Source organism: Kosakonia oryzae, assembly GCF_001658025.2.
In the GTDB taxonomy this organism is placed as follows: domain Bacteria; phylum Pseudomonadota; class Gammaproteobacteria; order Enterobacterales; family Enterobacteriaceae; genus Kosakonia; species Kosakonia oryzae.
Genome location: NZ_CP014007.2, coordinates 248,303 through 269,330 on the forward strand (window position 1 = coordinate 248,303; position 21,028 = coordinate 269,330).

The following is a 21,028-nucleotide window of genomic DNA, read 5'->3' on the forward strand; positions in this document are numbered from 1 at the left end:
ATTGCCGCAGATTACCGCTGCACCGCGGGCTTGTTTCATTTCAGCGGAAAAGGTTTCAAAACATAACGGTGTCATGAAAGTGTCAAACTGCCGCGCTAGCGTCAGGTTCAGGCAAGGTAATTGTTTGAATAAAAGGATAAAAAATGAAAATCCGTCTCACTCTTTTAACTGCCGCGCTGCTGTTGGCTCACCAGGCGATGGCAAAAGATATTCCGCTGGTGCAGGCGCGCGATATCGCCAATACCACCACGCCAGCCTCGGACAGCCAGGCATATGTTGCGCTGGAAGCACAATCACTGGCCGGGCTGCGCCAGGCCTTGCAGGGTAATGCGGCAGCACTGACTCGCGATCAACTGGAGCACTCCGCGCAGAGCGCTAAACAGGCGGACAGCGCCTGGCTGAAAGCGCGCGGTTATGATTTCCAGACTAAAACGAATCAACAGGCGGGCATCGCGCTGCTCGCCAGTTTTAGCGCTCTGCCAAAGCCGGTGCTGGATGCCAACCTGCATACCGTTGAGGCAATTAACCGCGATGCCACGCAGGGTTTGCGCCGTCAGGCGCTGGCTGATGCTGAGGGAATCAGCTATCTCTATTTTATTGCCGATGCGCTGGGGCCAAAACTGGGCAACGCTTTCCTCACCGCCTATGACAAAGGCGAATTAGGCAAAGCGGCGGCGTTAATCAAAGCCAGCGAAGTGAGCACCGGCGCGGCGAAAAAACATTTCGACTATAAGCGCCCGTTCCTGATCCAGAACAACAGCATCCACCTGGTGCCGGACGACGTGGTGGTGAAGGATAACAAAGCTTATACCGCGGATGGCGGCTCGTTCCCCAGCGGCCATACCAATACCGGTTATACCGATTCGCTGCTGATGGCGGAGATGATCCCGGAACGTTTTGACGCTCTGCTGACGCGCGGCGCGCGCTATGGTTATTCCCGCGTGGTGCTGGGCGTGCACTACCCGCTGGATGTCATCGGTTCACGGATGGTGGCGGAGCGTAACGTCGCGCATTACCTGAATGATGCGAAATACCGCGCCCTGTTTAATGAAGCCCGCGACCAGCTCCGTGCCGCGCTGGAAAAAGAGTGCGGCACGTCGCTTGCGCAATGTGCGCAGAGCGCCGGAAAAGACGATCCGTATCGCGACCCGGCGATGCGCGATTTTTACCGTTTCACCATGACTTACAATTTGCCGCAGCAGAAAGGGGCAGAGAAAAAACTGAAAGTACCGGAAGGGGCTGATGTGCTTTTGGAAGCGGCGTTGCCGAATCTTTCCGCCAGCCAGCGCCGTGCGCTGATGGTGAAAACGGCGATACCGGCGGGTTACCCGCTCTCTGGCGATAACGATGAACAGAGCTTCTGGCAGCGCCTGAACCTGTCTGCGGCCTATGAGATGGCGCATAAATCCCGCTGAGGTTTGTGCGTAATGCCCGGCGAGCGCAATGCCGCCGGGCGTTTTCTTCGTTGTGGCTTATCGCAGCGATACCCTGGCACGCGGAGCGCACGGGATTGAAATCTGCGGGACTTGGCCCCATTCTTAACCAATACTTCATACCAAGGACTGCGCTATGACCAACCCATTATTGACGCCTTTTGTGCTCCCCCCTTTTTCTAAAATTCTTCCTGAGCATGTTGTTCCTGCGGTGACCAAAGCGCTGGACGACTGCCGGAGCGCAGTGGAGCGCGTTGTTGCGCAGGGCGGTCCCTACACCTGGGACAATCTTTGTCAGCCGCTGGCTGAAGTAGACGATCGCCTTGGCCGTCTCTTCTCGCCGGTCAGCCATCTGAATTCAGTGAAAAACAGCCCGGAACTGCGCGAAGCATACGAACAAACGCTGCCGCTGCTGTCGGAGTACAGCACCTGGGTCGGGCAGAACGAAGGGCTGTACAACGCCTATCGCGATCTGCGCGACGGCCCGCATTACGCTGCGCTGAGTGTGGCGGAGAAAAAATCTGTGGATAATGCGCTGCGCGACTTCAAACTGTCGGGCATCGGCTTGCCAAAAGAGAAACAGCAGCGCTATGGCGAAATCGCCTCACGTCTCTCTGAACTCGGCAACCTCTATAGCAACAATGTGCTCGATGCCACTATGGGCTGGAGCAAGCTGGTTACTGACGAATCTGAACTCTCCGGCATGCCGGAAAGCGCCCTGGCGGCAGCGAAAGCGCAGGCAGAAGCCAAAGAGCAGCAAGGCTGGTTGCTGACGCTGGATATCCCGAGCTATCTGCCGGTGATGACCTATTGCGATAACCAGGCGCTGCGTGAAGAGATGTATCGCGCTTACAGCACCCGCGCTTCCGATCAGGGGCCGAATGCGGGCAAGTGGGATAACAGCCCGATCATGGCCGAGATCCTCGCGCTGCGTCACGAGCTGGCGCAACTGCTCGGTTTTGAAAGCTATGCCTTTAAATCGCTGGCCACCAAAATGGCGGAAAACCCGGCGCAGGTACTGGAATTCTTAACCGATCTCGCCAAACGCGCGCGTCCGCAGGGCGAAAAAGAGCTGGCGCAACTGCGCGCCTTCGCTAAAGCCGAATTCGGCGTTGATGAGCTGCAACCGTGGGATATCGGTTACTACAGCGAAAAACAGAAACAGCATCTTTACAGCATCAGCGATGAGCAACTGCGTCCGTACTTCCCGGAAAACCGCGCGGTGAACGGCCTGTTTGAAGTGGTGAAACGTATTTACGGCATCACCGCCAAAGAGCGCAAGGATATTGATGTCTGGCATCCGGACGTGCGTTTCTTCGAACTTTACGATGAGAGCAACGAGCTGCGCGGCAGCTTCTATCTCGATCTCTATGCCCGCGAGCACAAACGTGGCGGCGCGTGGATGGATGACTGCGTTGGCCAGATGCGCCGCGCCGACGGTTCGCTGCAAAAACCCGTCGCTTACCTCACCTGTAACTTTAACCGCCCGGTCAACGGCAAACCGGCGCTGTTCACCCATGACGAAGTGATCACCCTGTTCCATGAGTTTGGTCACGGTCTGCATCATATGCTGACGCGCGTTGAAACCGCCGGTGTTGCAGGGATCAGCGGTGTGCCGTGGGATGCGGTCGAGCTGCCGAGCCAGTTTATGGAAAACTGGTGCTGGGAGCCGGAAGCGCTGGCGTTTATCTCCGGCCATTATGAAACCGGCGAGCCGCTGCCGCAGGAGCTGCTGGACAAAATGCTGGCGGCGAAAAACTATCAGGCGGCGATGTTTATCCTGCGTCAGCTGGAGTTCGGCCTGTTCGACTTCCGCTTGCACGCCGAATTCATCCCAGAGCAGGGGGCAAAAATCCTCGAAACGCTGGCCGAAATCAAACGCCAGGTCGCCGTGGTGCCGGGGCCGTCGTGGGGCCGCTTCCCGCATGCCTTCAGCCATATTTTCGCTGGCGGATATGCGGCGGGTTACTACAGCTATCTGTGGGCCGATGTGCTGGCGGCGGATGCCTTCTCCCGCTTTGAAGAAGAAGGCATTTTCAATCGCGAAACCGGGCAGTCGTTCCTCGATAACATCCTGACCCGCGGTGGCTCGGAAGAGCCGATGGAGCTGTTCAAACGCTTCCGTGGTCGCGAGCCGCAGATTGACGCCATGCTTGAGCATTACGGTATCGAAGGCTGATGCAGTGAAAATCTGTTTGCTGGATGAAACAGGCGCCGGAGACGGCGCCTTATCTGTTCTTGCGGCCCGCTTCGGGCTGGAGGCGGATGACGACAACCTGATGGCGCTGGTGTTAACGCCGACGCATCTGGAACTGCGTAAGCGCGATGAGCCGAAACTGGGCGGCATCTTTGTCGATTTTGTCGCGGGCGGTATGGCGCACCGGCGTAAATTTGGCGGTGGTCGCGGTGAAGCCGTCGCTAAAGCGGTTGGCATCAAAGGCAGCTATTTACCGGAGGTGGTGGATGCCACGGCAGGGCTGGGGCGCGATGCGTTTGTGCTGGCGTCGGTAGGTTGCCGCGTGCGGATGCTGGAGCGTAATCCGGTCGTTGCTGCGCTGCTGGAGGATGGTCTTCATCGCGGCTATGCGGATGCGGAAATCGGCCCGTGGCTGCGCGAACGGCTGCAACTGATTCACGCTTCCAGTCTGACGAGCCTGGCGGATATCACGCCGCGCCCGCAGGTGGTTTATCTCGATCCGATGTTCCCGCATAAGCAAAAGAGCGCGCTGGTGAAGAAGGAGATGCGGGTATTCCAGTCGCTGGTTGGCCCGGATCTCGACGCCGACGGTTTGCTGGAGCCTGCGCGCAAGCTTGCCATCAAGCGCGTAGTGGTGAAACGCCCGGATTATGCGCCGCCGCTGGCCGGTGTTGCCACGCAATCGGCGGTGGTGACCAAAAGCCATCGTTTCGATATCTATCCCGGTTCCGGGGAATAAAAAAGCCCGGTCGCGTTGCGCGTACCGGGCTATGTTCAGGCTAACGGCTAATCGTTAGCGGGAATATCAATCCTCTTCTTCATCCCGCAGCGGGACAATCAGCATATCAACGTGAACCGTGTTGATCAGCTGGCGCGCGGAGGACATCAGTTTGCTCCAGAAATCCTGGTGATGGCCGCATACCACCAAATCCATATCGTATTTTTTAATCGCATCAACCAGTACCTGGCCCAGGTCGCCGCTGCCGCTCAGAGTTTCGGTAATCGGATAACCCGCGTTTGTGGAGAGTTCGGTCAGCGCCTGGTGAGTTTCATCGGAAATACGTTTTTGCATATCGCCGAGATTAACGTCGATAAGACCGGTATAAAGATCGGAGTAGTTTACATCGACATGAATCAGGGAAACCTTCGCGTTGTATGGCCGCGCCATGGATACTGCTTTCTCAACCAACAATTTGCTTTCGGGGGCGAGATCGACTGCGATGAGGATATGTGTGTAAGCCATAGTGTTACTCCTTCCATAAGTTGTCGATGACCATTGGGGCTATGCCCCTGATACAGTTGCACTGCGCCCGCATCCTGCGTTTCACGTGAGCGTAGCGCCCGGCCTTAAGGATCTTTTGTAGATATTTCTACCTTATAACGCTCTTATAGCACCGTCAATTAACCTGGATCACGAATCACTTAAGTAATATTTACAGCTATATACATTGATGGTGATTAAGCTTGTGGCAAAAAAATAAACGGATCTCCTACACTATAAATAAACCGTACGGAAACAGACGGCGTCCCCCAGTTATCCGCGTAAGGAAACGCGGTCAATTGCGGGACTCCGCCTGTGCTTGTCTTCCCGTTCGGGGATTGGTAACACTATTCGTTGTCAGACTTGGTTGGGTATCCAGGCGCGAGCGTTCCGGAGTCTTTCTTCGCGGGCGATCGCTGGGGAGGGGATATGGTGATCAACACTGTTGCGCTGTTTTGGGCTTTATGTGTGGTGTGTTTGGTTAACATGGCGCGTTATTACTCATCGCTACGCGCGCTGTTAGTGGTACTTCGTGGTTGTGATCCCTTACTCTATCAGTACGTGGATGGCGGCGGCTTTTTTACCGCGCACGGCCAGCCCAGTAAGCAGATGCGTCTGGTTTGGTATATCTATGCCCAGCGCTATCGCGATCACCATGATGACGAATTCATCCGCCGCTGTGAGCGCGTTCGCCGTCAGTTTATTTTAACCAGCTCGCTGTGTGGCCTGGTGGTCATCAGCCTGATTGCGCTGATGATTTGGCATTGAGCGCGGCGCTAATCTGAGAATAAAAAAAAACGGGCCAGTTTCCTGACCCGTTTTTTATTGCGTCTTCGCTGCGTTAAATCAGATGCAGCGAGAGCCAGTACAGCACGCCGGACAAAATAATCGAGGCTGGCAGAGTGAAGATCCAGGCCATCAGAATATTGGTCACGGTTTTGCGCTGCAAACCGCCGCCGTCGACAATCATTGTCCCGGCCACGGAAGAAGAGAGCACGTGCGTGGTGGAAACCGGCATCCCGGTATAACTGGCCAGCCCGATAGACACCGCCGCAGTCATCTGCGCGGACATTCCCTGGGCGTAGGTCATACCTTTCTTACCAATTTTCTCGCCGATGGTGGTCGCCACGCGGCGCCAGCCGATCATTGTGCCAATACCTAACGCCAGCGCTACCGCCATGATGATCCAGATTGGCGCATACTCAATTGTGCTCAGCATATCGCCTTTCAGTTTCTTCAGCAGACGCTGGTCGTCGGCGCTGATATCCGGCTGCTTCGCCACTTTATCCGTAATATCGGAGAGGCAAAGCATAATACGGCGCAGCTGGCCGCGCTGCTCCAGCGGAATCTGCTCGTAGTTTTCGATACCAGTCAGCATCACTTTTGCCCGATCCAGCGCCACAATTGCGCGACCCGGATGGCAATGGAATTCGCCAGGTTGCGTGTTCACCTCTTCTGGTGCCGGAATCAGCGGATCAACGCCGGTCGCTTTTTGCAGCAGCGTTGGGTGTTGCTGGAAGTAAGTTTCCACGTTGTTGACGGCATCACGCGTACGAGTAATGTCATAACCTGATGCGTTCATATTTACCACGAAGCCCGCGGGCGCAACGCCAATCAGCACCAGCATAATCAGGCCGATGCCTTTCTGGCCATCGTTCGCGCCGTGGGAGAAACTCACGCCGATAGCGGAAAGAATCAAGGCGATACGCGTCCAGAACGGCGGCTTTTTCTTACCGTCGATCTTCTCGCGTTCAGCTGGCGTCATATGAATACGCGCGCGTTTTTTGGTATTGCTCCAGTAGCGGCGCAGGATAAATATCAGGCCGCCTGCGATCACCAGCCCAACAATCGGTGAAAGAATGAGGGAGGCGAAGATCTCCAGCACTTTCGGGATATTTAAGGCATCCACGACTGAAGTGCCGGACATCAGCGCATTGGTTAAACCAATACCGATAATCGCGCCAATCAGGGTGTGGGAGCTGGAAGCTGGCAGACCCAGATACCAGGTACCAAGGTTCCAGATAATCGCCGCCAGCAGCATGGAGAAGACCATTGCCAGGCCGTGCGCGGAGCTGACATTCAGCAGTAGATCGGTTGGCAACATATGCACAATCGCATAGGCAACGCTTAACCCGCCCAGCAAAACGCCGAAGAAGTTAAATATCGCCGCCATCACCACCGCCAGCTGAGAACGCATAGCACGTGTATAAATTACGGTTGCCACGGCGTTTGCTGTGTCATGGAAGCCATTGATTGCTTCGTAGAACAGAACAAAGACCAGAGCAAGCAAGAGTAATAACCCGGTATGAAGATCCAGGCCAGCAAACAAATGTAGCATAGACGTTAAGCCATTTTGAGGTCATGAACGCGGCGCATTATCAGGGACATTAGCGGTGTCGGCAAAGTGAAATATGTATTTTTTTTGACATTATTTCTTACATTCCGCTGAAGCTTTGAAATTATCGTATATTTTTCAATGCCATGTTGTTTTTCGCTCTCTCCGCGCTGGTGTGACCAGCGTGAACTCTTTACAATTCGCCACGATTTTTTTATGAGGGTGCAGGTGTGGAAAGGTTTGATGCCATTGTTATCGGCGCGGGTGCGGCGGGCATGTTCTGTGCAGCGCTGGCCGGGCAGGCGGGCTGTCGTGTGCTGTTACTGGATAACGGCAAAAAACCGGGGCGCAAGATCCTGATGTCCGGTGGCGGTCGCTGCAATTTCACTAATCTTTACGTCGAACCCGCAGCCTATTTGAGCCAGAACCCGCATTTTTGCAAATCTGCTCTCGCGCGCTATACCCAGTGGGATTTTATCGATCTGGTCGGCAAGCACGGTATCGACTGGCATGAGAAAACGTTAGGGCAACTTTTCTGCGACGATTCGGCGCAACAGATTGTCGATATGCTGGTGGCCGAGTGCGAAAAAGGCCATGTCACACAGCGCCTGCGCAGCGAAGTGCTGAGCGTGACGCGCGATGATCAGGGTTACACGCTGCAATTGAATGGCGACAGCGTACAGGCCGCGAAACTGGTCATTGCGTCCGGCGGGTTGTCGATGCCGGGGCTTGGCGCCTCACCATTTGGCTACAAAATCGCCGAACAATTCGGCCTGAAAGTGCTGCCAACACGCGCCGGTCTGGTGCCTTTTACTCTGCATAAGCCACTGCTGGAGCAGATGCAGACGCTCTCCGGCGTGTCGGTGCCTTCGGTGATTACCGCTGAAGACGGTACGGTTTTCCGGGAAAATCTGCTCTTTACTCACCGCGGGCTTTCAGGTCCGGCGGTTCTGCAAATTTCCAGCTACTGGCAGCCGGGCGAATTCGTCAGCATTAATCTGTTGCCGGAGTGCGATCTGGCAAGCTTCCTGGATGAACAGCGCGAAGCGCACCCGAATCAAAGCCTGAAAAACACGCTGGCGATGCAGTTACCGAAACGGCTGGTCGAATGTTTGCAGCAGTTAGAACAGATCCCGGATGTCACGCTGAGGCAGCTTAACAGCCGCGAACAGGAGTCACTGGTCGAATTACTCACGCACTGGCGCGTTCAGCCGAACGGCACGGAAGGATACCGTACTGCGGAAGTGACGCTGGGCGGCGTTGATACCCACGAACTCTCTTCCCGCACGATGGAAGCCCGCAATGTGCCAGGGCTTTACTTTATCGGCGAGGTGATGGATGTCACCGGCTGGCTGGGTGGCTATAACTTCCAGTGGGCGTGGTCCAGCGCGTGGGCCTGCGCGCAGGCGCTGGCAGAGTAAGCTGGCGGCGTTGCCTGATGGGTGAATCACACTATTCGGTTCATCCATTACTATCATTTTTGGTGAATTTCAGCCTCCCCTTTAAGACCTTTATATTTCCTGCCTGCTGCCGATAACTTCATCACTACACCTCTATTGCGCTACTCCATTTGCGCTGACAAAGGAATGAAAATGAAAACGGGCAAGTTTCTTCTGCCAGCATTACTGGCCGTGACGTTAAGCAGCCATGCGGCTGACGGGCAGGGCAAAAAAGTCGTTAGCAGCACGGTAAATCCGCTGCTAATGATTCGACTTAACGATCGCATTACGGCAATGAATCATATTGTTTTTGAAGATGGGCAAAACATTAACCGTTGGGACGGCTTCGATTGCTCCACGCAAAAAGCGGTGAAACTGTACTGGGAAATGCTCGACGATCAAGAGGCGGTCGTGCGCCGCTTTTATGGCGATAGCTACGGACGTTATGCCGCCCCCAGCCCGAACAACGAACTGAATGATGTCGCCGCCAGCCTCTGCAAATCTCCCGGGCTGAAAAATGCCAACTGGGTCTACATTGAAAAAAAATCGCAATATGACACGCCGATCCTGCTGGATACTGCTTCGGTTATCCGCGCTAAGGATCTGTTGATTGCGAAAATCGGCTTCGAATACAACGAGATTCAGTACGATCCGCCGTATGACGCGCCATTCGATATGAAAATCGAAGTACACGCTTATAACTGCGCAACCAATAAAGACAGCGTGCTCGCCGGGCTGGATATGACGCCGGAAGGTTATGTATCCGATAGCCTGAGCGGGAAAGCAGCGCTGCGCCGGGCGGCGGATTTTACCAATACGCCCGCCACCGCTGCGGCGTTTAAGCAGCTATGCGCAATGAGCACGCCTTCTGCTTTTAAAGGGGAAGGGGCTTATGTTCCCCAGGCGAAGAAAAAAAGCGTCTCCTCTACGCTTGGTCCGATGCTGCCGGATATGAGCAGCAATTCGCCACAATGGCTGGCGCAATTCCCGCTGCCTGTGGAGATAGACAAACAGGCGCAGCAGATTGTGAATCCGTGGGCGACGCCTCGCTTCAAAAAAATGAAATGGACCCTGCTCTGGGGGAGTGATGAAGGCGTGCCGATGGAGCTGGATGTTCAACCCAATGGGTTGATGCTGCTGCTGGAAAATTACAACGTGTTTAAGGCACAGCGCCTGACTCTGGGTAACCTTGGGCAATTAAAAGGCGGTATCAGCCTGGATAGTTCGCCGAGTATCATCAGCGAATTACACACCAACCTGCGTTTCCCGCTGCATCAGGGACAGAAATTTACCTTTGATACGGTGCTGCCTGCGAAGGGCAAAACGGGCGACAAAACCGCGATCAACCGCCATTGCGAAGTGACCGGTAGCGATGAGGCTCGCCAGATCAGCAGTGCACTGAGTGGGCGCTACTGGAAAGTCGCATGCGAAATGGAGAGTGACAATAAAGGCGAGAAACAGACGCTGGCCTGGCTTGTCGATTACAACGTCTTTATGCCATTAACGCAGTGGAAAGACGGCGCGGAGCTGCCTGTCACCATCAAAGATCTACAGATAACACGCTAACCCGAATCAACCTGAGCCGAAAGGCTCAGGTTTTCATATCCCAGATACGCACGATTTATCTGTAGTAACGAAGCGGCTGACAGGAAATATTTCATTATATTTCCTGTCAGCCGTGCCGTTATTTACCGATTGTTTTTATTAATTATTTTTCGAGTATTACTCTTTCTTTTTACTTTCACTTATTCACCGCGTCACTGATTTGGCCGGTTTACGCTCAGTTATCCCGACAACTAAGGCCGCTATTCCGCGAATTGTTTATTGGCGTTATGTCGCATCATAAGCGATATGCACCATACAAACAGGATTAACCACCATGCCACTAACGACCGAATCAGGCGTTTCGTCGGCGCGATTCCTCGGAATGGCGCCTTTTTTGCGTATGAGTATTGCGGGTGTTGATTTCACCTCGGCCACGCAGGAGATGATCGCGCAGGCGCAGAATGCCCCTGAAGATGCCGTGTTATGGATGAATCTCGCGACCGCGATGATGAGCCTGAAGCACGAAGAACTGGGCCTGCAAATCCAGGCGCAGGCGCTGGATATGCAGCGCGTTTATCACTGGCCGGCGCGTCAGCCGACAAAATTACGCCTGCTGATGTTAATGGTGCCGGGCAATCTCTCGGCAAATATCCCGCTCGACTGCCTGATGGAAGACAGCGATATCGACCTCATCTATTACTACGTCGATCCGCTGAACGACAATCCGCTGACGGCACCGGTGCCGGAACATGACGTGGTTATGGTGGCAATTGGTGCCAGCGATGAGCAGGAATCCGTGCTGCTGCGCCTTGAATATGCTCTGCGTAACTGGCCAAAACCGGTACTGAACCCGCCGAAAAACGTCCCGACGTCTGAGCGTCATAACGCCAGCCTGCTGCTGCAAAATGTCCCTGGTTTAGTGATTTGTCCGGCGCTGCATGTTTCCCGCCAGGCGCTGCATGATGTCGCTTGTGGTCAGAAAGCGCTGGCAGATATCGTCGCTGATCACGACTTCCCGATTATTGTTCGCCCGGTAGGCAGCCACGGCGGTCACGGCCTGCAAAAAATCGACTCTGCCGCGGCCATTACAGCCTACCTGGAAGAGACGGCCGGGGAGGAGTTTTTCGTTTCGCGCTTTGTCGATTACAGCGGCGAAGATGGCCTGTTCCGCAAAATGCGCGTGGTGCTGATCGACGGTAAACCGTTCGCCTGCCATATGGGCGTCTCTTCGCACTGGATGATCCACTACGTTAACGCCGGGATGTACGAAGATGCGGACAAACGTGCGCAGGAAGGCCGTTTCTTCAATGAGTTTTCTGACTTTGCTGAACGTCATCGCGAAGCGCTGAATGCTATCAGCCAGCGTACCGGGCTGGAGTATATCGGCATCGACTGCGCTGAAACGCGCGACGGCGAACTGTTGATTTTTGAAATCGATCCGGCAATGGTTGTTCATGCGATGGACGATGAAGAGATGTTCCCGAATAAGCAAATTCACATGCTGAAAGTGAAAACCGCGATGCGGGAAATGCTGCTTAAGTACGCCGGTCAGGCCCTTTAAAACGATAACTATGACTCAGGAAATAACATGTCATTAAATCCTAACAACACCCTTAATTTCTCCGGCGGGCCGGGCGCATTACCTGACGTCGTATTAAACCAGGTACAACAGGCTATTATTAATGTCCCGGAAGTGGGCCTGTCGATTCTGGGTATCAGCCATCGCTCCGCATGGTTTGAAAATGTGGTACGCGAAACCGAAAATAATATTCGCACGCTGCTGGGTTTGCCTGCGGATTATCACATTCTGTTTTTACAGGGCGGCGCAACGCAGCAATTCTCGATGGTGCCAATGACCATGCTGCGCGGCAAAAAGCACCCGGCTGAGTATTTCGATACCGGTTACTGGAGCCGCAAAGTGATCACCGAAGCTATGCGCGAAGGGCCGGTACGCGTGATCTGGAGCGGTGAAAAAGAGGGTTACCGTCGTCTGCCGACCGACGAAGAGCTGGATTTCTCCCCGGACGCACCTTACATCCACTATGTTTCCAATGAAACGGTGGAAGGCTTACAGTTCGATCGCGTGCTGGGCCGCGATGATGTGCCGCGCGTTTGCGATATGTCCTCTGATTTTCTCTCCAAACCGTGCGATGCCGGTAAATTCTCGCTGATTTATGCCCACGCGCAGAAAAACATCGGCCCGGCGGGCGTGACCATCGTACTGGTTCGCGACAGCGTGGTGCAAAACGGCCCGACTAACCTGCCAGCGTTTCTCGATTATCGTCGCCAGGTGGAAGCGCACTCTAACCTGAATACGCCGCCGGTATTCGCCATTTATGTGGTGATGCTGGTGACCCGCTGGTTGCTGAATGATATTGGCGGCCTGGAAAACATGGCGCGCATCAACCAGCAGAAATCGGCGCTGCTCTACAGCACCATTGATAACAGCGACGGTTTCTATCGTAACTGGGGAGATGCGGCCTTCCGTTCAGATATGAACGCCGCGTTTACACTGCCAACGGCGGCGCTGGAGGATAAATTCCTGCAGGAAGCGGAGCTGGCGGGTTTCTCTGGCCTGACGGGACACCGCGCGATCGGCGGCATCCGTGCCTCGATCTATAACGCGCTGACGCTTGGTGCGGTGGAAAAACTGAGCAACTTTATGGAAGATTTCCGTTTCAAACAGCACGGAAAATAAGCCCTAAAGCCATGCGTTGCGCGGTAAGCCAACGCATGGCAACCTCAGTAGCGGCGAAACGACGCCAGCTTGTGCAGCTGGCGGCTACGGTCGTCGAAGTTATCTGTGCGCAGCCAGCCAGTTATCATTGACGAGATCGCCGGCCATTCCCGTAAGGTAATCGAGAACACTGAAATATCCGTCAGATGGCCTTTGCGAATGCGCTTATCCCTTAATACGCCTTCTTTCACAAAACCAATTCGTTCTGCCGATTTAATCGCTTCCGTATTATAACTGCTGGTGCGCCATTCACAGCGGCGGTATTTTAATTGATCAAAGAAATAAGCCAGAACCAAATAAAGGCTTTCGGTACTCATGCGCGTCCTTTTCATTAATGGCGTCCAGTTAACGCCGCCAATATCGAAGGAGCCATTCTCCGGATCAAATTTACCGACATAAAATATCCCTTTTATTTGCTGATCGGCTTTATCCTGTACGGCGTAATAAATTCTTTCTTTGTGTGTAGACAGATTTCTTAAATAGGAATAACAGGCCGTCATATCCTTTGGCCTGACATCCTCAAGGTAGGTCCAGTCGCGATCGTCGTCGATGCTCTGCCATTCCGGGAAGAGGTCTTCGGCGTGATCAACCGCCAGTGGAACAACGTTACAGTATTGACCAGTAAGAGCGACTTTCTCGGGCATCGCCCGTTTTGTCCATTCCGAAAATTCCTGACCAATACGTTGTCCATACTGATTATACGTTTCCATTATTCCCTCCAGTTTAGTACTAATTTAATCCTGCTTAACGACCATTAAATGGGTATTAAATATTCGTAGGGTCTATGCCTTGGGCATATAATGGCTTAATTTAAGATAAGTAAAAAATAAGGATGCGATGGTAATGAAAACGTTATACCGTGTTTCTGGTCGGCTGTCTCATTTTTAATGTGAAAGCGCGAGAAGAGGCGAGAAAACGTTATCACCGGTCTGGTTTTATCTGTGGTAAATAAAACCTGTATGACACGTTTCCGCGTGAGTAAATGTCATAAAAATTTCGTATAAGTATTATTTCCAGATTGTGCTACGTGGCTAACCCTCTAAAAATTGGCGGGTTTTCTGGTTTTTAGATACCTGATTAGGACTATTCCTGGCATTTCTCGCGCCGAAAAATCAGACAATAACGTCCTTTTACATTCACAGAAATTTTGCGGTAGCGTGTCAATTATTCCGTAACATTAAACTTACAGGCGAAGCCCGGAGCGGCTTGCGCCGTTATGTCAGGATCCGATTTATGAGCAATCGTATTACTGTTCAGTTACCCGTCGAAGGACTGCTTTTCTGGAAATTTTCAGGTCGTGAGGCGTTATCCGAAGCGTTTGCATTCAACCTGCAACTGCTGGGCACCGACGCGCGCATGAATCGCAGCCAGTTGCTCGGCAAAGCGGTCACCGTTACCGTGCCCACGCAATCGCTTTCCGGCTCCCGCTACTTCAACGGCAAAATCACCCGCGTGGCAGTCAGCGCGGTGGAACTGAGCGGGACACGCTACGCTGTCTATCAGCTTACCGTCGAGCCGGATCTGTGGCCAATGAAACGCGACCGCAACCTGCGCATCTTCCAGGGGCAGACGGTGCCGCAAATCGTCAAAACCCTGCTTGGCGAATACCAGGTCAATCTGGAAGATAAGCTGAGCGGCAGTTACCGCGTCTGGGAATATTGCGTGCAGTACCAGGAGAGCAGCTTCGATTTCATCAGCCGCCTGATGGAGCTGGAAGGGATTGCTTACCACTTTAAGCATGAAGCAGACAAACACACGTTGGTGCTGACCGACGCCGCCACGCAACATCAACCGTTCAGCGGCTATGAAATCATTCCCTATCACCAGACGCCGTCCGGCGGCAGCACGGATGAAGAGGGCATCAGCCAGTGGGCGCTGGAAGATAGCGTCACGCCGGGCATCTACAGCCTTGATGATTATGATTTCCGCAAGCCTAACGCATGGTTGTTCCAGGCACGGCAGAACCCTTCATCGCCGCAGCCGGGCAGCATTGACGTATACGACTGGCCGGGGCGTTTTGTCGAGCATGGCCACGGCGAATTTTATGCCCGCATCCGTCAGGAGCGCTGGCAGGTCGAACATCAGCAAATCGAAGGCACCGCCACGGCGATCGGTATCGTGCCAGGCAGCACTTTCCAGTTGACCAATGCCGCGTTTTTCAATGATAACGGCGAATATCTGGTGACCGCCGCGCATTACAACTTCGAAGAGAACCGCTATGCCAGCGGTGCAGATAGCCAGACGGTGCACCGCATTGATTTCAGCGTCATTCCCTCCTCGGTGGTCTTCCGCCCCGCACAGCAAACCGCCTGGCCGCGAACGTATGGCCCGCAAACTGCGCGCGTCGTCGGTCCGCAGGGCGAAAGCATCTGGACGGACAAATATGGCCGGGTGAAGGTGAAGTTTCACTGGGATCGGCTGGCGAAGGGCGACGACACCAGCTCCTGCTGGGTGCGCGTCTCCAGCGCCTGGGCGGGCCAGGGCTTTGGCGGCGTACAAATTCCACGCGTCGGCGACGAAGTGGTGATCGACTTCATCAACGGCGATCCGGACCGGCCGATTATCACCGGGCGCGTCTATAACGAAGCCAGCATGCCGCCGTGGGCGCTGCCTGCTGCTGCGACGCAAATGGGCTTCCTCAGCCGTTCGAAAGATGGCTCAGTCGATAACGCCAACGCCCTGCGCTTTGAAGATAAAGCCGGGGAGGAGCAGGTGTGGATCCAGGCCGAGCGCAATCTTGATACCAACGTGAAAAACGACGAAACGCATACCGTTGGCGGCTCGCAGACCGTAAACGTGACGCGGGATTACACCGGCGCAGTGGCGGGATCGCATACCCAGGCCACGCAACTGGCGCATGAACAACTGGTCGGCGGCGGTTTTACCCAAAAAGTGCAGGGCGCGCTGGTGCAGGCTTCCGACAGCGGCATCATGCTGGTGGCGGGCAAATCGGTGCTGACGCTTGGCGCCAACGGCACGGTTTCACTGCAATGTCTGAACTTCAGCATCGATGCGCTGAGCAATGGTGAAATCAACACCGGCGGCACGCTGGATCTCAATATTACACGGCCAGAGAGCCTGCCAACTGTCGAGCCGACACCGGAACAAATTCAGGCCGCGGTAAAAGCCGCATTTAATCAAGGGACGGATAAATAATGGCGACGTTTACACTCTCTGAAGGCGTGCTGGCGTTACCGGGCGCGTATCAGGATCACAGCATCAATGTGCTGAAATTCAAAGAGCAGGGCGCAACGCTCGTCATCACCCGCGCGTGGGATATCAAACCCGGCGAGGAAGAGAATTTCCTCCAGCAGCAGTTGGCGAAAGTGAAGCGCAGCATGAAAAAGGTGGTGCTGGACGAGGTGCAGGATAGCGACATCGGCGGGCTGCCCGCCCGTGAAGTCGCGCTGCGTTTTGAAAATCAACACGTTACCGTGTATGAAAAACTCGCCGTCGCCCGCGTGGAAGATCACCTGATGGCGTTCACGCTCAGCCGTGTCGCCCCGTTTGATGCCGACGCAGAGGCGTTCTGGACGGCGGTAAAAAGCGGTGTGCAGCCGGGGGCGTAACGGATGACGGATTACCTTGCAGCGCGCATTGATGACCCGCTGATCCATAGCTCCGCGCTGGCGGATTTTGTCGGCGGGTTAGTGGAAGGAGCGATTGTCGCCGCGATCTTTATTGCCGCTACCACGCCTATCGGTATCGTCGTCGCCGGTGTGGCGGTGGCTGGCTTGATGTTCAGCGGTGCGCTGGAGAGCGTGGGCAATGCAGCGGGAAAACTCGTCGATAGCCTGATAGACCCTGGGCCTCCCGATGCGCAAATTATCTCTGGCTCGGATAACGTGCTGATCATGGGTAAAAAGGCGGCGCGTGCCGCTGGTACCGTCGATCGCGATTACCTGAATGCGACCGCTTCTGCGGATGAGAGCAGCTTCGACTGGGCCGGGTTCGGCATGATGGCGCTGGCGGGCGTCGCCGCAACGCTGAAAACGGCGCTGATGCCGGGCGAAGCGCTGATGGCGATAGCTGAACGCGCCAGCAAGCTAACCCTCGACGATGTCAAACAGTGGGGCAAAAACACCTGGAACGACCTGACGCAGCCGCTGGTGGAGAGCGCCAGCCCGTATGCGTCTCCCGCGCCGCACGATAACGTGGCCTGCAAAAAAGGCCATATGGTTACCAGCAGCAACTTTATCGCCCAGGGTTCAAAAGCGGTGCTGATCAACAACCAGCCCGCTGCCCGCAATGGTCACCTCAGCACCTGCGAAGCGGAAATCAAAGTCAGCGAAAACCCGCGCGTGCGTATCGGTGGCGACACCATCACCGTGCGCGATATCCACAGCGGTAAAAACCAACTGGCTTACCTCGCGGGCAACCTGCTTGGCAGCGCGGTCGTGGCGATTATCCCCTCGCTTATCAAAATGGGCTGTAACCGGCTGATCGTAAACCGCCTGATGCGGGAAATTATCTGTCCGCTTGGCGCTTATGTCGCTTCGGCGGGGGTGATGCCGGTACTGGCGGCGGCAGTAAACACCGTGCATCCGGTCAATATCCTTACCGGCGCGAAAATCCTCAGCAAAGAAGAGGATCTCGATTTCGTGCTGCCAGACAGAATGCCGCTCTACTGGCAGCGCATTTACCACAGCCGCAACCTGTCAACCGGCATGCTCGGCACCGGCTGGATGCTGCCGTTTGAAACCCGCCTCTACCGGCGGGCGGATAATCAGCTGATCTTCCTCGATATGACTGGCCGTGAGCTGGGCATGGGAAATGTGCAGCCGGGCGACATGATCGATTACCAGGAAGATGGCATTAAGCTGTTCTGTAGCCCGAACGGGGCGATGGTCATTCAGCAAAATGACGGCGAGCACCAGTTGTACGAACCGGACCCAACGCGTCCTGGCGAGTGGCGCATTCAGCGCATTTATGACCGCCATGAAAACGTACAGCACTTTAGCTGGAACGAGCGCGGGCAACTGGTGCGCATCTCCGGCGATAACGAAGCGCTGGACGTTGAGCTGGAGTATGACGCGCTCTCCGGCCGCCTGTGTGCGGTTTATCAGGTGTACGATGGCGCGCGTCATCTGTTGGTCTCTTACCGTTTTAACGAGCAGGGGCAATTGATCGCCGTCACCGACGCCGACGGCATCGTCACCCGCCAGTTCGGCTGGGATCAGGCCAGCGAGATGATGGCCTGGCACGCCTACGCCACCGGGCTGAAAGTGCAGTACCAGTGGCGGCCCGACGCCAACTCGCGGCACTGGCGCGTTGAGGCGTACCAGGTGCTTGACGATGGGGGCGAGGTGCTGGAACGCTGGCGCATCGATGCCGACGAAACACAGCGCCGTGCGCGCGTCAGCAACGACGAAGGCGTCTCAAGCGAACATCACTGGGATGAACTGTTTCGCATCACCGCTTACACCGATCCGCACGGCGGCAACTGGCAATTTCGCTGGGCGGGCAACTCCGAACAACTGCTGGCGATGGTGCAGCCGGATGGCGCGAACTGGGAATATGCGTGGGATGCGCGTGGCAATCTGACCATGGAGCGCGATCCGCTGGGCCGCACGACGCTGACCAGCTGGCATCCGCTGTACGCCTTTCCGTTGAAAGAAGTGCTGCCCGATGGCGCAATCTGGCAATACGAATACAACGTTGCGGGCGATGTGGTGAAGCTGACCGACCCGGAAGGCGGCGTAACGCGCTTTGAGTGGAACGCGCAGGGCGATTTGCTGCGGCGCATTGATGCGCTGGAGAACAGCCACCGTTTCTGGTGGGACGCGCTCGGCCAGCTTATCCGTGAAGAGGATTGTTCCGGTTACCAGAGCCGTAACCAGTACGACGCTTCCGGCAAACTGATTAGCACCACCGATCCGCTCGGCAACAGCGAACGCTATATCTGGAGCCCGGCAGGCCGTCTGCAAACCTGGATCCGCGCCGACGGGCGAGAAACCCTGTTCAGCTATAACCACGCCGGGCTGCTGTGCGGGCAGAACATTGATGGCCTGCTGGAGCGTAAAGTGACGCTCAATGTGCGCGGCCAGGTGATTGAGGCTATCGATCCCGCCGGGCAGGTGACGCGTTTTCGCTTCAACCGTGCGGGCCGCCTGGTGACGCTGACCAACGCTAACAACCAGCAATGGCGCTTTGACTATACGCCTGAAGGCTTGCTGACCCGCCAGCACGATTACGCCGGTCGGCAGACGGAGTATCAGTACAATGCCATGCAGCAGGTGGCGACGCTGGTGCGTCATCCCGCCAGCGGTAGCGGTTTGTCGCCGCTGGTGACGAATTATGAGTACGATGCGATCGGCCGCATGGTGGCGCGGGAAACCGAGCAACACCGCACCGAGTATCGCTACAACGCCCTGACCACTGAAATTCACCGTTTCCCGTACAGCGCGTGGCGGCAGGCGATGATTGCCCGGCGCGAGCCAGAAAATGGCGAGGTGGTGATTTTCCGCCGCAATAAACTCGGCGATCTGGTGGGGGAAGAGAACCATTCCGGCGCGTATCTGCATCAGTACGATGCGTTAAGCAACCTCAGCGCGACCACTTTCCCGGACGGGCGGCAGTTGCAGTATCTGCGCTACGGTACCGGACATTTGTTGGAGATGCAGCTTGCCGTTGGCGGGAATACGCTGTCGGTTGCCAGTTACCAGCGCGACAAATTGCACCGGGAAACCCGCCGCACCACGGGGGCGGTGGAGCTGGAAACGCACTACGACATCGCCGGGCGCATCAGCCAGCGGCGCTGCGTTGATAATGTGCGCCAGCGGCTGGTGTTTGAGCGCCGCTACCAGTGGGATCGGGCCGATCAGATCATCCGCCAGATGTACACCGATGGCGCGCCGCCGACGCCTGCGGATAAATATCGCCAGTCTCTGTGGGGATACGATGCGGCAGGACGCATGACGCAGAGCATTCAGCCTTCCGGAGAAGAGCGTTTCTGGTATGACGCGGCAGACAACCGCACAACAGCGGATTTGCCGCCGGTCTGGGACAACCTGTTAAAACGCCTCGACGGCGTGCGCCGTGAATATGACGGCTTCGGGCGCATGACGGAACGCCACGATACGCATCGCGGTATCGTGCAGCGCTTCAGTTATGACGATGAGCAGCGCATCAGCCAGGTCATCATTGAAGGCGACGCGGAGTTCAGCAAAGCGGAATACCGTTACGACGCGCTGGGCCGCCGCACGGAGAAGCAGGTGTGGCGACGCCACAGCCGCACGCCGGAACGCACGCAGTACGCATGGTCCGGGCTGCAAATGGTGGGCGAAACTGGCGACCGCGACCCGGAAGCCGCCGTGCAGTATATCTACACTGAAAACAGCTACGAGCCGCTGGCGCGCGTCGACAGCCGCCAGCAGTATGCAGAAATTTACTGGTATCACAGCGAAATCAACGGGTTGCCGCAATCGGTCACCGACAGTAACGGCGATATTGTCTGGCGCGGCGCGTTCAGCGCATGGGGACGCACGGAGCGGGAAAACGACGCGCTGAGGTGGGACACCCCACAAAACCTGCGCTTCCAGGGACAGTACCTCGATCGCGAAACCGGGCTGCACTACAACACGTTTCGCTACTATGACCCGACCGGCGGCTGCTACACCCAGATGGACCCGATAGGGTTGCTGGGTGGGTTGAATACGTATACCTATGTGGTTGACCCGCTGGTGTGGGTGGATCCGCTGGGGTTGATGAGTTGTTCGAGTGATGCGGCCACATTAAGGAAAAATATGACGCTGGATGGTATGGTTACGCCTGGATATAAAAATGCTGCTCATCATATTGTTATGTCTAATTCAACTGACCCACGCATGGTTGCTTTGCGTCTAAAAATGGATGACTTTGATTTACATGTAAACCAATCTTATAACGGCGTCTTTTTACCAACGAGTTCTAAAGAGAAGATACTCGCGAATGTAAGTAGTCCAGCCCATAGCAGAATTCATACTGATGCCTATAAGCAAAATGTTTATGAAAGATTGATCAATGCAAAAGATGCCGATGAGTTTGTCGATGGCCTGGAAAATATCCGTCAATTAATTATGAAGGGCGATTTTAATTATTAG

The 21,028-nt window shown here is 55.3% G+C and carries 14 protein-coding genes; 11 read left to right on the forward strand and 3 right to left on the reverse strand.

Annotated features, from left to right (window positions below; genetic code table 11):
- Nucleotides 1-143 precede the first annotated feature (143 nt).
- The 3 genes from AWR26_RS01120 to rsmJ all read left to right on the forward strand — a co-directional run bounded on the left by AWR26_RS01120 (nucleotide 144) and on the right by rsmJ (nucleotide 4,369).
- Entirely contained in the window at nucleotides 144-1,415 is a 1,272-nt protein-coding gene (locus AWR26_RS01120) for an acid phosphatase (RefSeq protein WP_064562988.1), read from the forward strand.
- A 154-nt stretch (nucleotides 1,416-1,569) separates the two neighbouring features.
- Nucleotides 1,570-3,612 (forward strand): oligopeptidase A, encoded by a 2,043-nt coding sequence (gene prlC, locus AWR26_RS01125; protein ID WP_064562991.1) that lies wholly within the window; start codon nucleotides 1,570-1,572, stop codon nucleotides 3,610-3,612.
- 4 nt (nucleotides 3,613-3,616) lie between these two features.
- The gene (gene rsmJ, locus AWR26_RS01130; RefSeq protein ID WP_064562994.1) at nucleotides 3,617-4,369 is read left to right on the forward strand and encodes a 16S rRNA (guanine(1516)-N(2))-methyltransferase RsmJ; all 753 of its coding nucleotides are present in this window, start codon (nucleotides 3,617-3,619) and stop codon (nucleotides 4,367-4,369) included.
- Nucleotides 4,370-4,435: 66 nt separating this feature from the next.
- On the opposite strand, the gene uspA is transcribed toward rsmJ, so the two are convergent.
- A complete protein-coding gene (gene uspA, locus AWR26_RS01135; RefSeq protein ID WP_064562997.1) occupies nucleotides 4,436-4,873 on the reverse strand; it encodes a universal stress protein UspA in 438 nt (145 codons plus the stop codon).
- Between the two features lie 450 nt (nucleotides 4,874-5,323).
- On the opposite strand from uspA, the gene uspB reads away from it, so the two are divergent.
- Nucleotides 5,324-5,659: a universal stress protein UspB gene (uspB, locus tag AWR26_RS01140; protein WP_007369618.1), complete on the forward strand. Its 336-nt coding sequence runs from the start codon at nucleotides 5,324-5,326 to the stop codon at nucleotides 5,657-5,659.
- Between the two features lie 73 nt (nucleotides 5,660-5,732).
- Here the strand turns inward: uspB and pitA are convergent, their stop codons facing one another.
- Nucleotides 5,733-7,229: an inorganic phosphate transporter PitA gene (gene pitA, locus AWR26_RS01145; RefSeq protein ID WP_064563000.1), complete on the reverse strand. Its 1,497-nt coding sequence runs from the start codon at nucleotides 7,227-7,229 to the stop codon at nucleotides 5,733-5,735.
- Between the two features lie 227 nt (nucleotides 7,230-7,456).
- Between pitA and AWR26_RS01150 the strand changes: the two genes are divergently transcribed.
- From AWR26_RS01150 to AWR26_RS01165, 4 genes are all read left to right on the forward strand, one after another.
- Entirely contained in the window at nucleotides 7,457-8,647 is a 1,191-nt protein-coding gene (locus AWR26_RS01150; protein ID WP_064563005.1) for a BaiN/RdsA family NAD(P)/FAD-dependent oxidoreductase, read from the forward strand.
- 171 nt (nucleotides 8,648-8,818) lie between these two features.
- On the forward strand, nucleotides 8,819-10,231 hold the full coding sequence (locus AWR26_RS01155) for a hypothetical protein (RefSeq protein ID WP_064563008.1): 1,413 nt from the start codon (nucleotides 8,819-8,821) through the stop codon (nucleotides 10,229-10,231).
- Between the two features lie 313 nt (nucleotides 10,232-10,544).
- On the forward strand, nucleotides 10,545-11,771 hold the full coding sequence (locus tag AWR26_RS01160; protein ID WP_064563011.1) for an ATP-grasp domain-containing protein: 1,227 nt from the start codon (nucleotides 10,545-10,547) through the stop codon (nucleotides 11,769-11,771).
- Nucleotides 11,772-11,798: 27 nt separating this feature from the next.
- Entirely contained in the window at nucleotides 11,799-12,908 is a 1,110-nt protein-coding gene (locus AWR26_RS01165; protein ID WP_043956192.1) for a phosphoserine transaminase, read from the forward strand.
- Between the two features lie 44 nt (nucleotides 12,909-12,952).
- Here AWR26_RS01165 and AWR26_RS01170 read toward each other — a convergent pair whose 3' ends face one another.
- On the reverse strand, nucleotides 12,953-13,657 hold the full coding sequence (locus AWR26_RS01170) for a GNAT family N-acetyltransferase (RefSeq protein WP_064563015.1): 705 nt from the start codon (nucleotides 13,655-13,657) through the stop codon (nucleotides 12,953-12,955).
- 523 nt (nucleotides 13,658-14,180) lie between these two features.
- Here AWR26_RS01170 and AWR26_RS01175 point away from each other — a divergent pair.
- Genes AWR26_RS01175 through AWR26_RS01185 form a run of 3 tightly spaced genes read left to right on the forward strand, consistent with a single transcriptional unit; the run spans nucleotide 14,181 to nucleotide 21,028 of the window.
- Entirely contained in the window at nucleotides 14,181-16,103 is a 1,923-nt protein-coding gene (locus AWR26_RS01175) for a type VI secretion system Vgr family protein (RefSeq protein ID WP_064563018.1), read from the forward strand.
- Complete coding sequence (locus AWR26_RS01180; protein ID WP_064563021.1) at nucleotides 16,103-16,516, forward strand: DcrB-related protein; 414 nt, start codon at nucleotides 16,103-16,105, stop codon at nucleotides 16,514-16,516. Before AWR26_RS01175 ends, AWR26_RS01180 begins: the two co-directional genes overlap by 1 nt.
- A 3-nt stretch (nucleotides 16,517-16,519) precedes the next feature.
- Nucleotides 16,520-21,028 carry an RHS repeat-associated core domain-containing protein gene (locus AWR26_RS01185; protein ID WP_064563023.1) on the forward strand — a complete coding sequence of 1,503 codons (4,509 nt, stop codon included), beginning with the start codon at nucleotides 16,520-16,522 and terminating at the stop codon, nucleotides 21,026-21,028.

Excerpts from the sequence above, each read along its gene's own strand:
- AWR26_RS01120 (WP_064562988.1), top strand. The coding sequence starts at position 144 with ATGAAAATCCGTCTCACTCTTTTAACTGCCGCGCTGCTGTTGGCTCAC.
- prlC (WP_064562991.1), top strand. The coding sequence starts at position 1,570 with ATGACCAACCCATTATTGACGCCTTTTGTGCTCCCCCCTTTTTCTAAA.
- uspA (WP_064562997.1), bottom strand. The coding sequence starts at position 4,873 with ATGGCTTACACACATATCCTCATCGCAGTCGATCTCGCCCCCGAAAGC.
- pitA (WP_064563000.1), bottom strand. The coding sequence starts at position 7,229 with ATGCTACATTTGTTTGCTGGCCTGGATCTTCATACCGGGTTATTACTC.
- AWR26_RS01155 (WP_064563008.1), top strand. The coding sequence starts at position 8,819 with ATGAAAACGGGCAAGTTTCTTCTGCCAGCATTACTGGCCGTGACGTTA.
- AWR26_RS01160 (WP_064563011.1), top strand. The coding sequence starts at position 10,545 with ATGCCACTAACGACCGAATCAGGCGTTTCGTCGGCGCGATTCCTCGGA.
- AWR26_RS01165 (WP_043956192.1), top strand. The coding sequence starts at position 11,799 with ATGTCATTAAATCCTAACAACACCCTTAATTTCTCCGGCGGGCCGGGC.
- AWR26_RS01170 (WP_064563015.1), bottom strand. The coding sequence starts at position 13,657 with ATGGAAACGTATAATCAGTATGGACAACGTATTGGTCAGGAATTTTCG.
- AWR26_RS01175 (WP_064563018.1), top strand. The coding sequence starts at position 14,181 with ATGAGCAATCGTATTACTGTTCAGTTACCCGTCGAAGGACTGCTTTTC.
- AWR26_RS01180 (WP_064563021.1), top strand. The coding sequence starts at position 16,103 with ATGGCGACGTTTACACTCTCTGAAGGCGTGCTGGCGTTACCGGGCGCG.
- AWR26_RS01185 (WP_064563023.1), top strand. The coding sequence starts at position 16,520 with ATGACGGATTACCTTGCAGCGCGCATTGATGACCCGCTGATCCATAGC.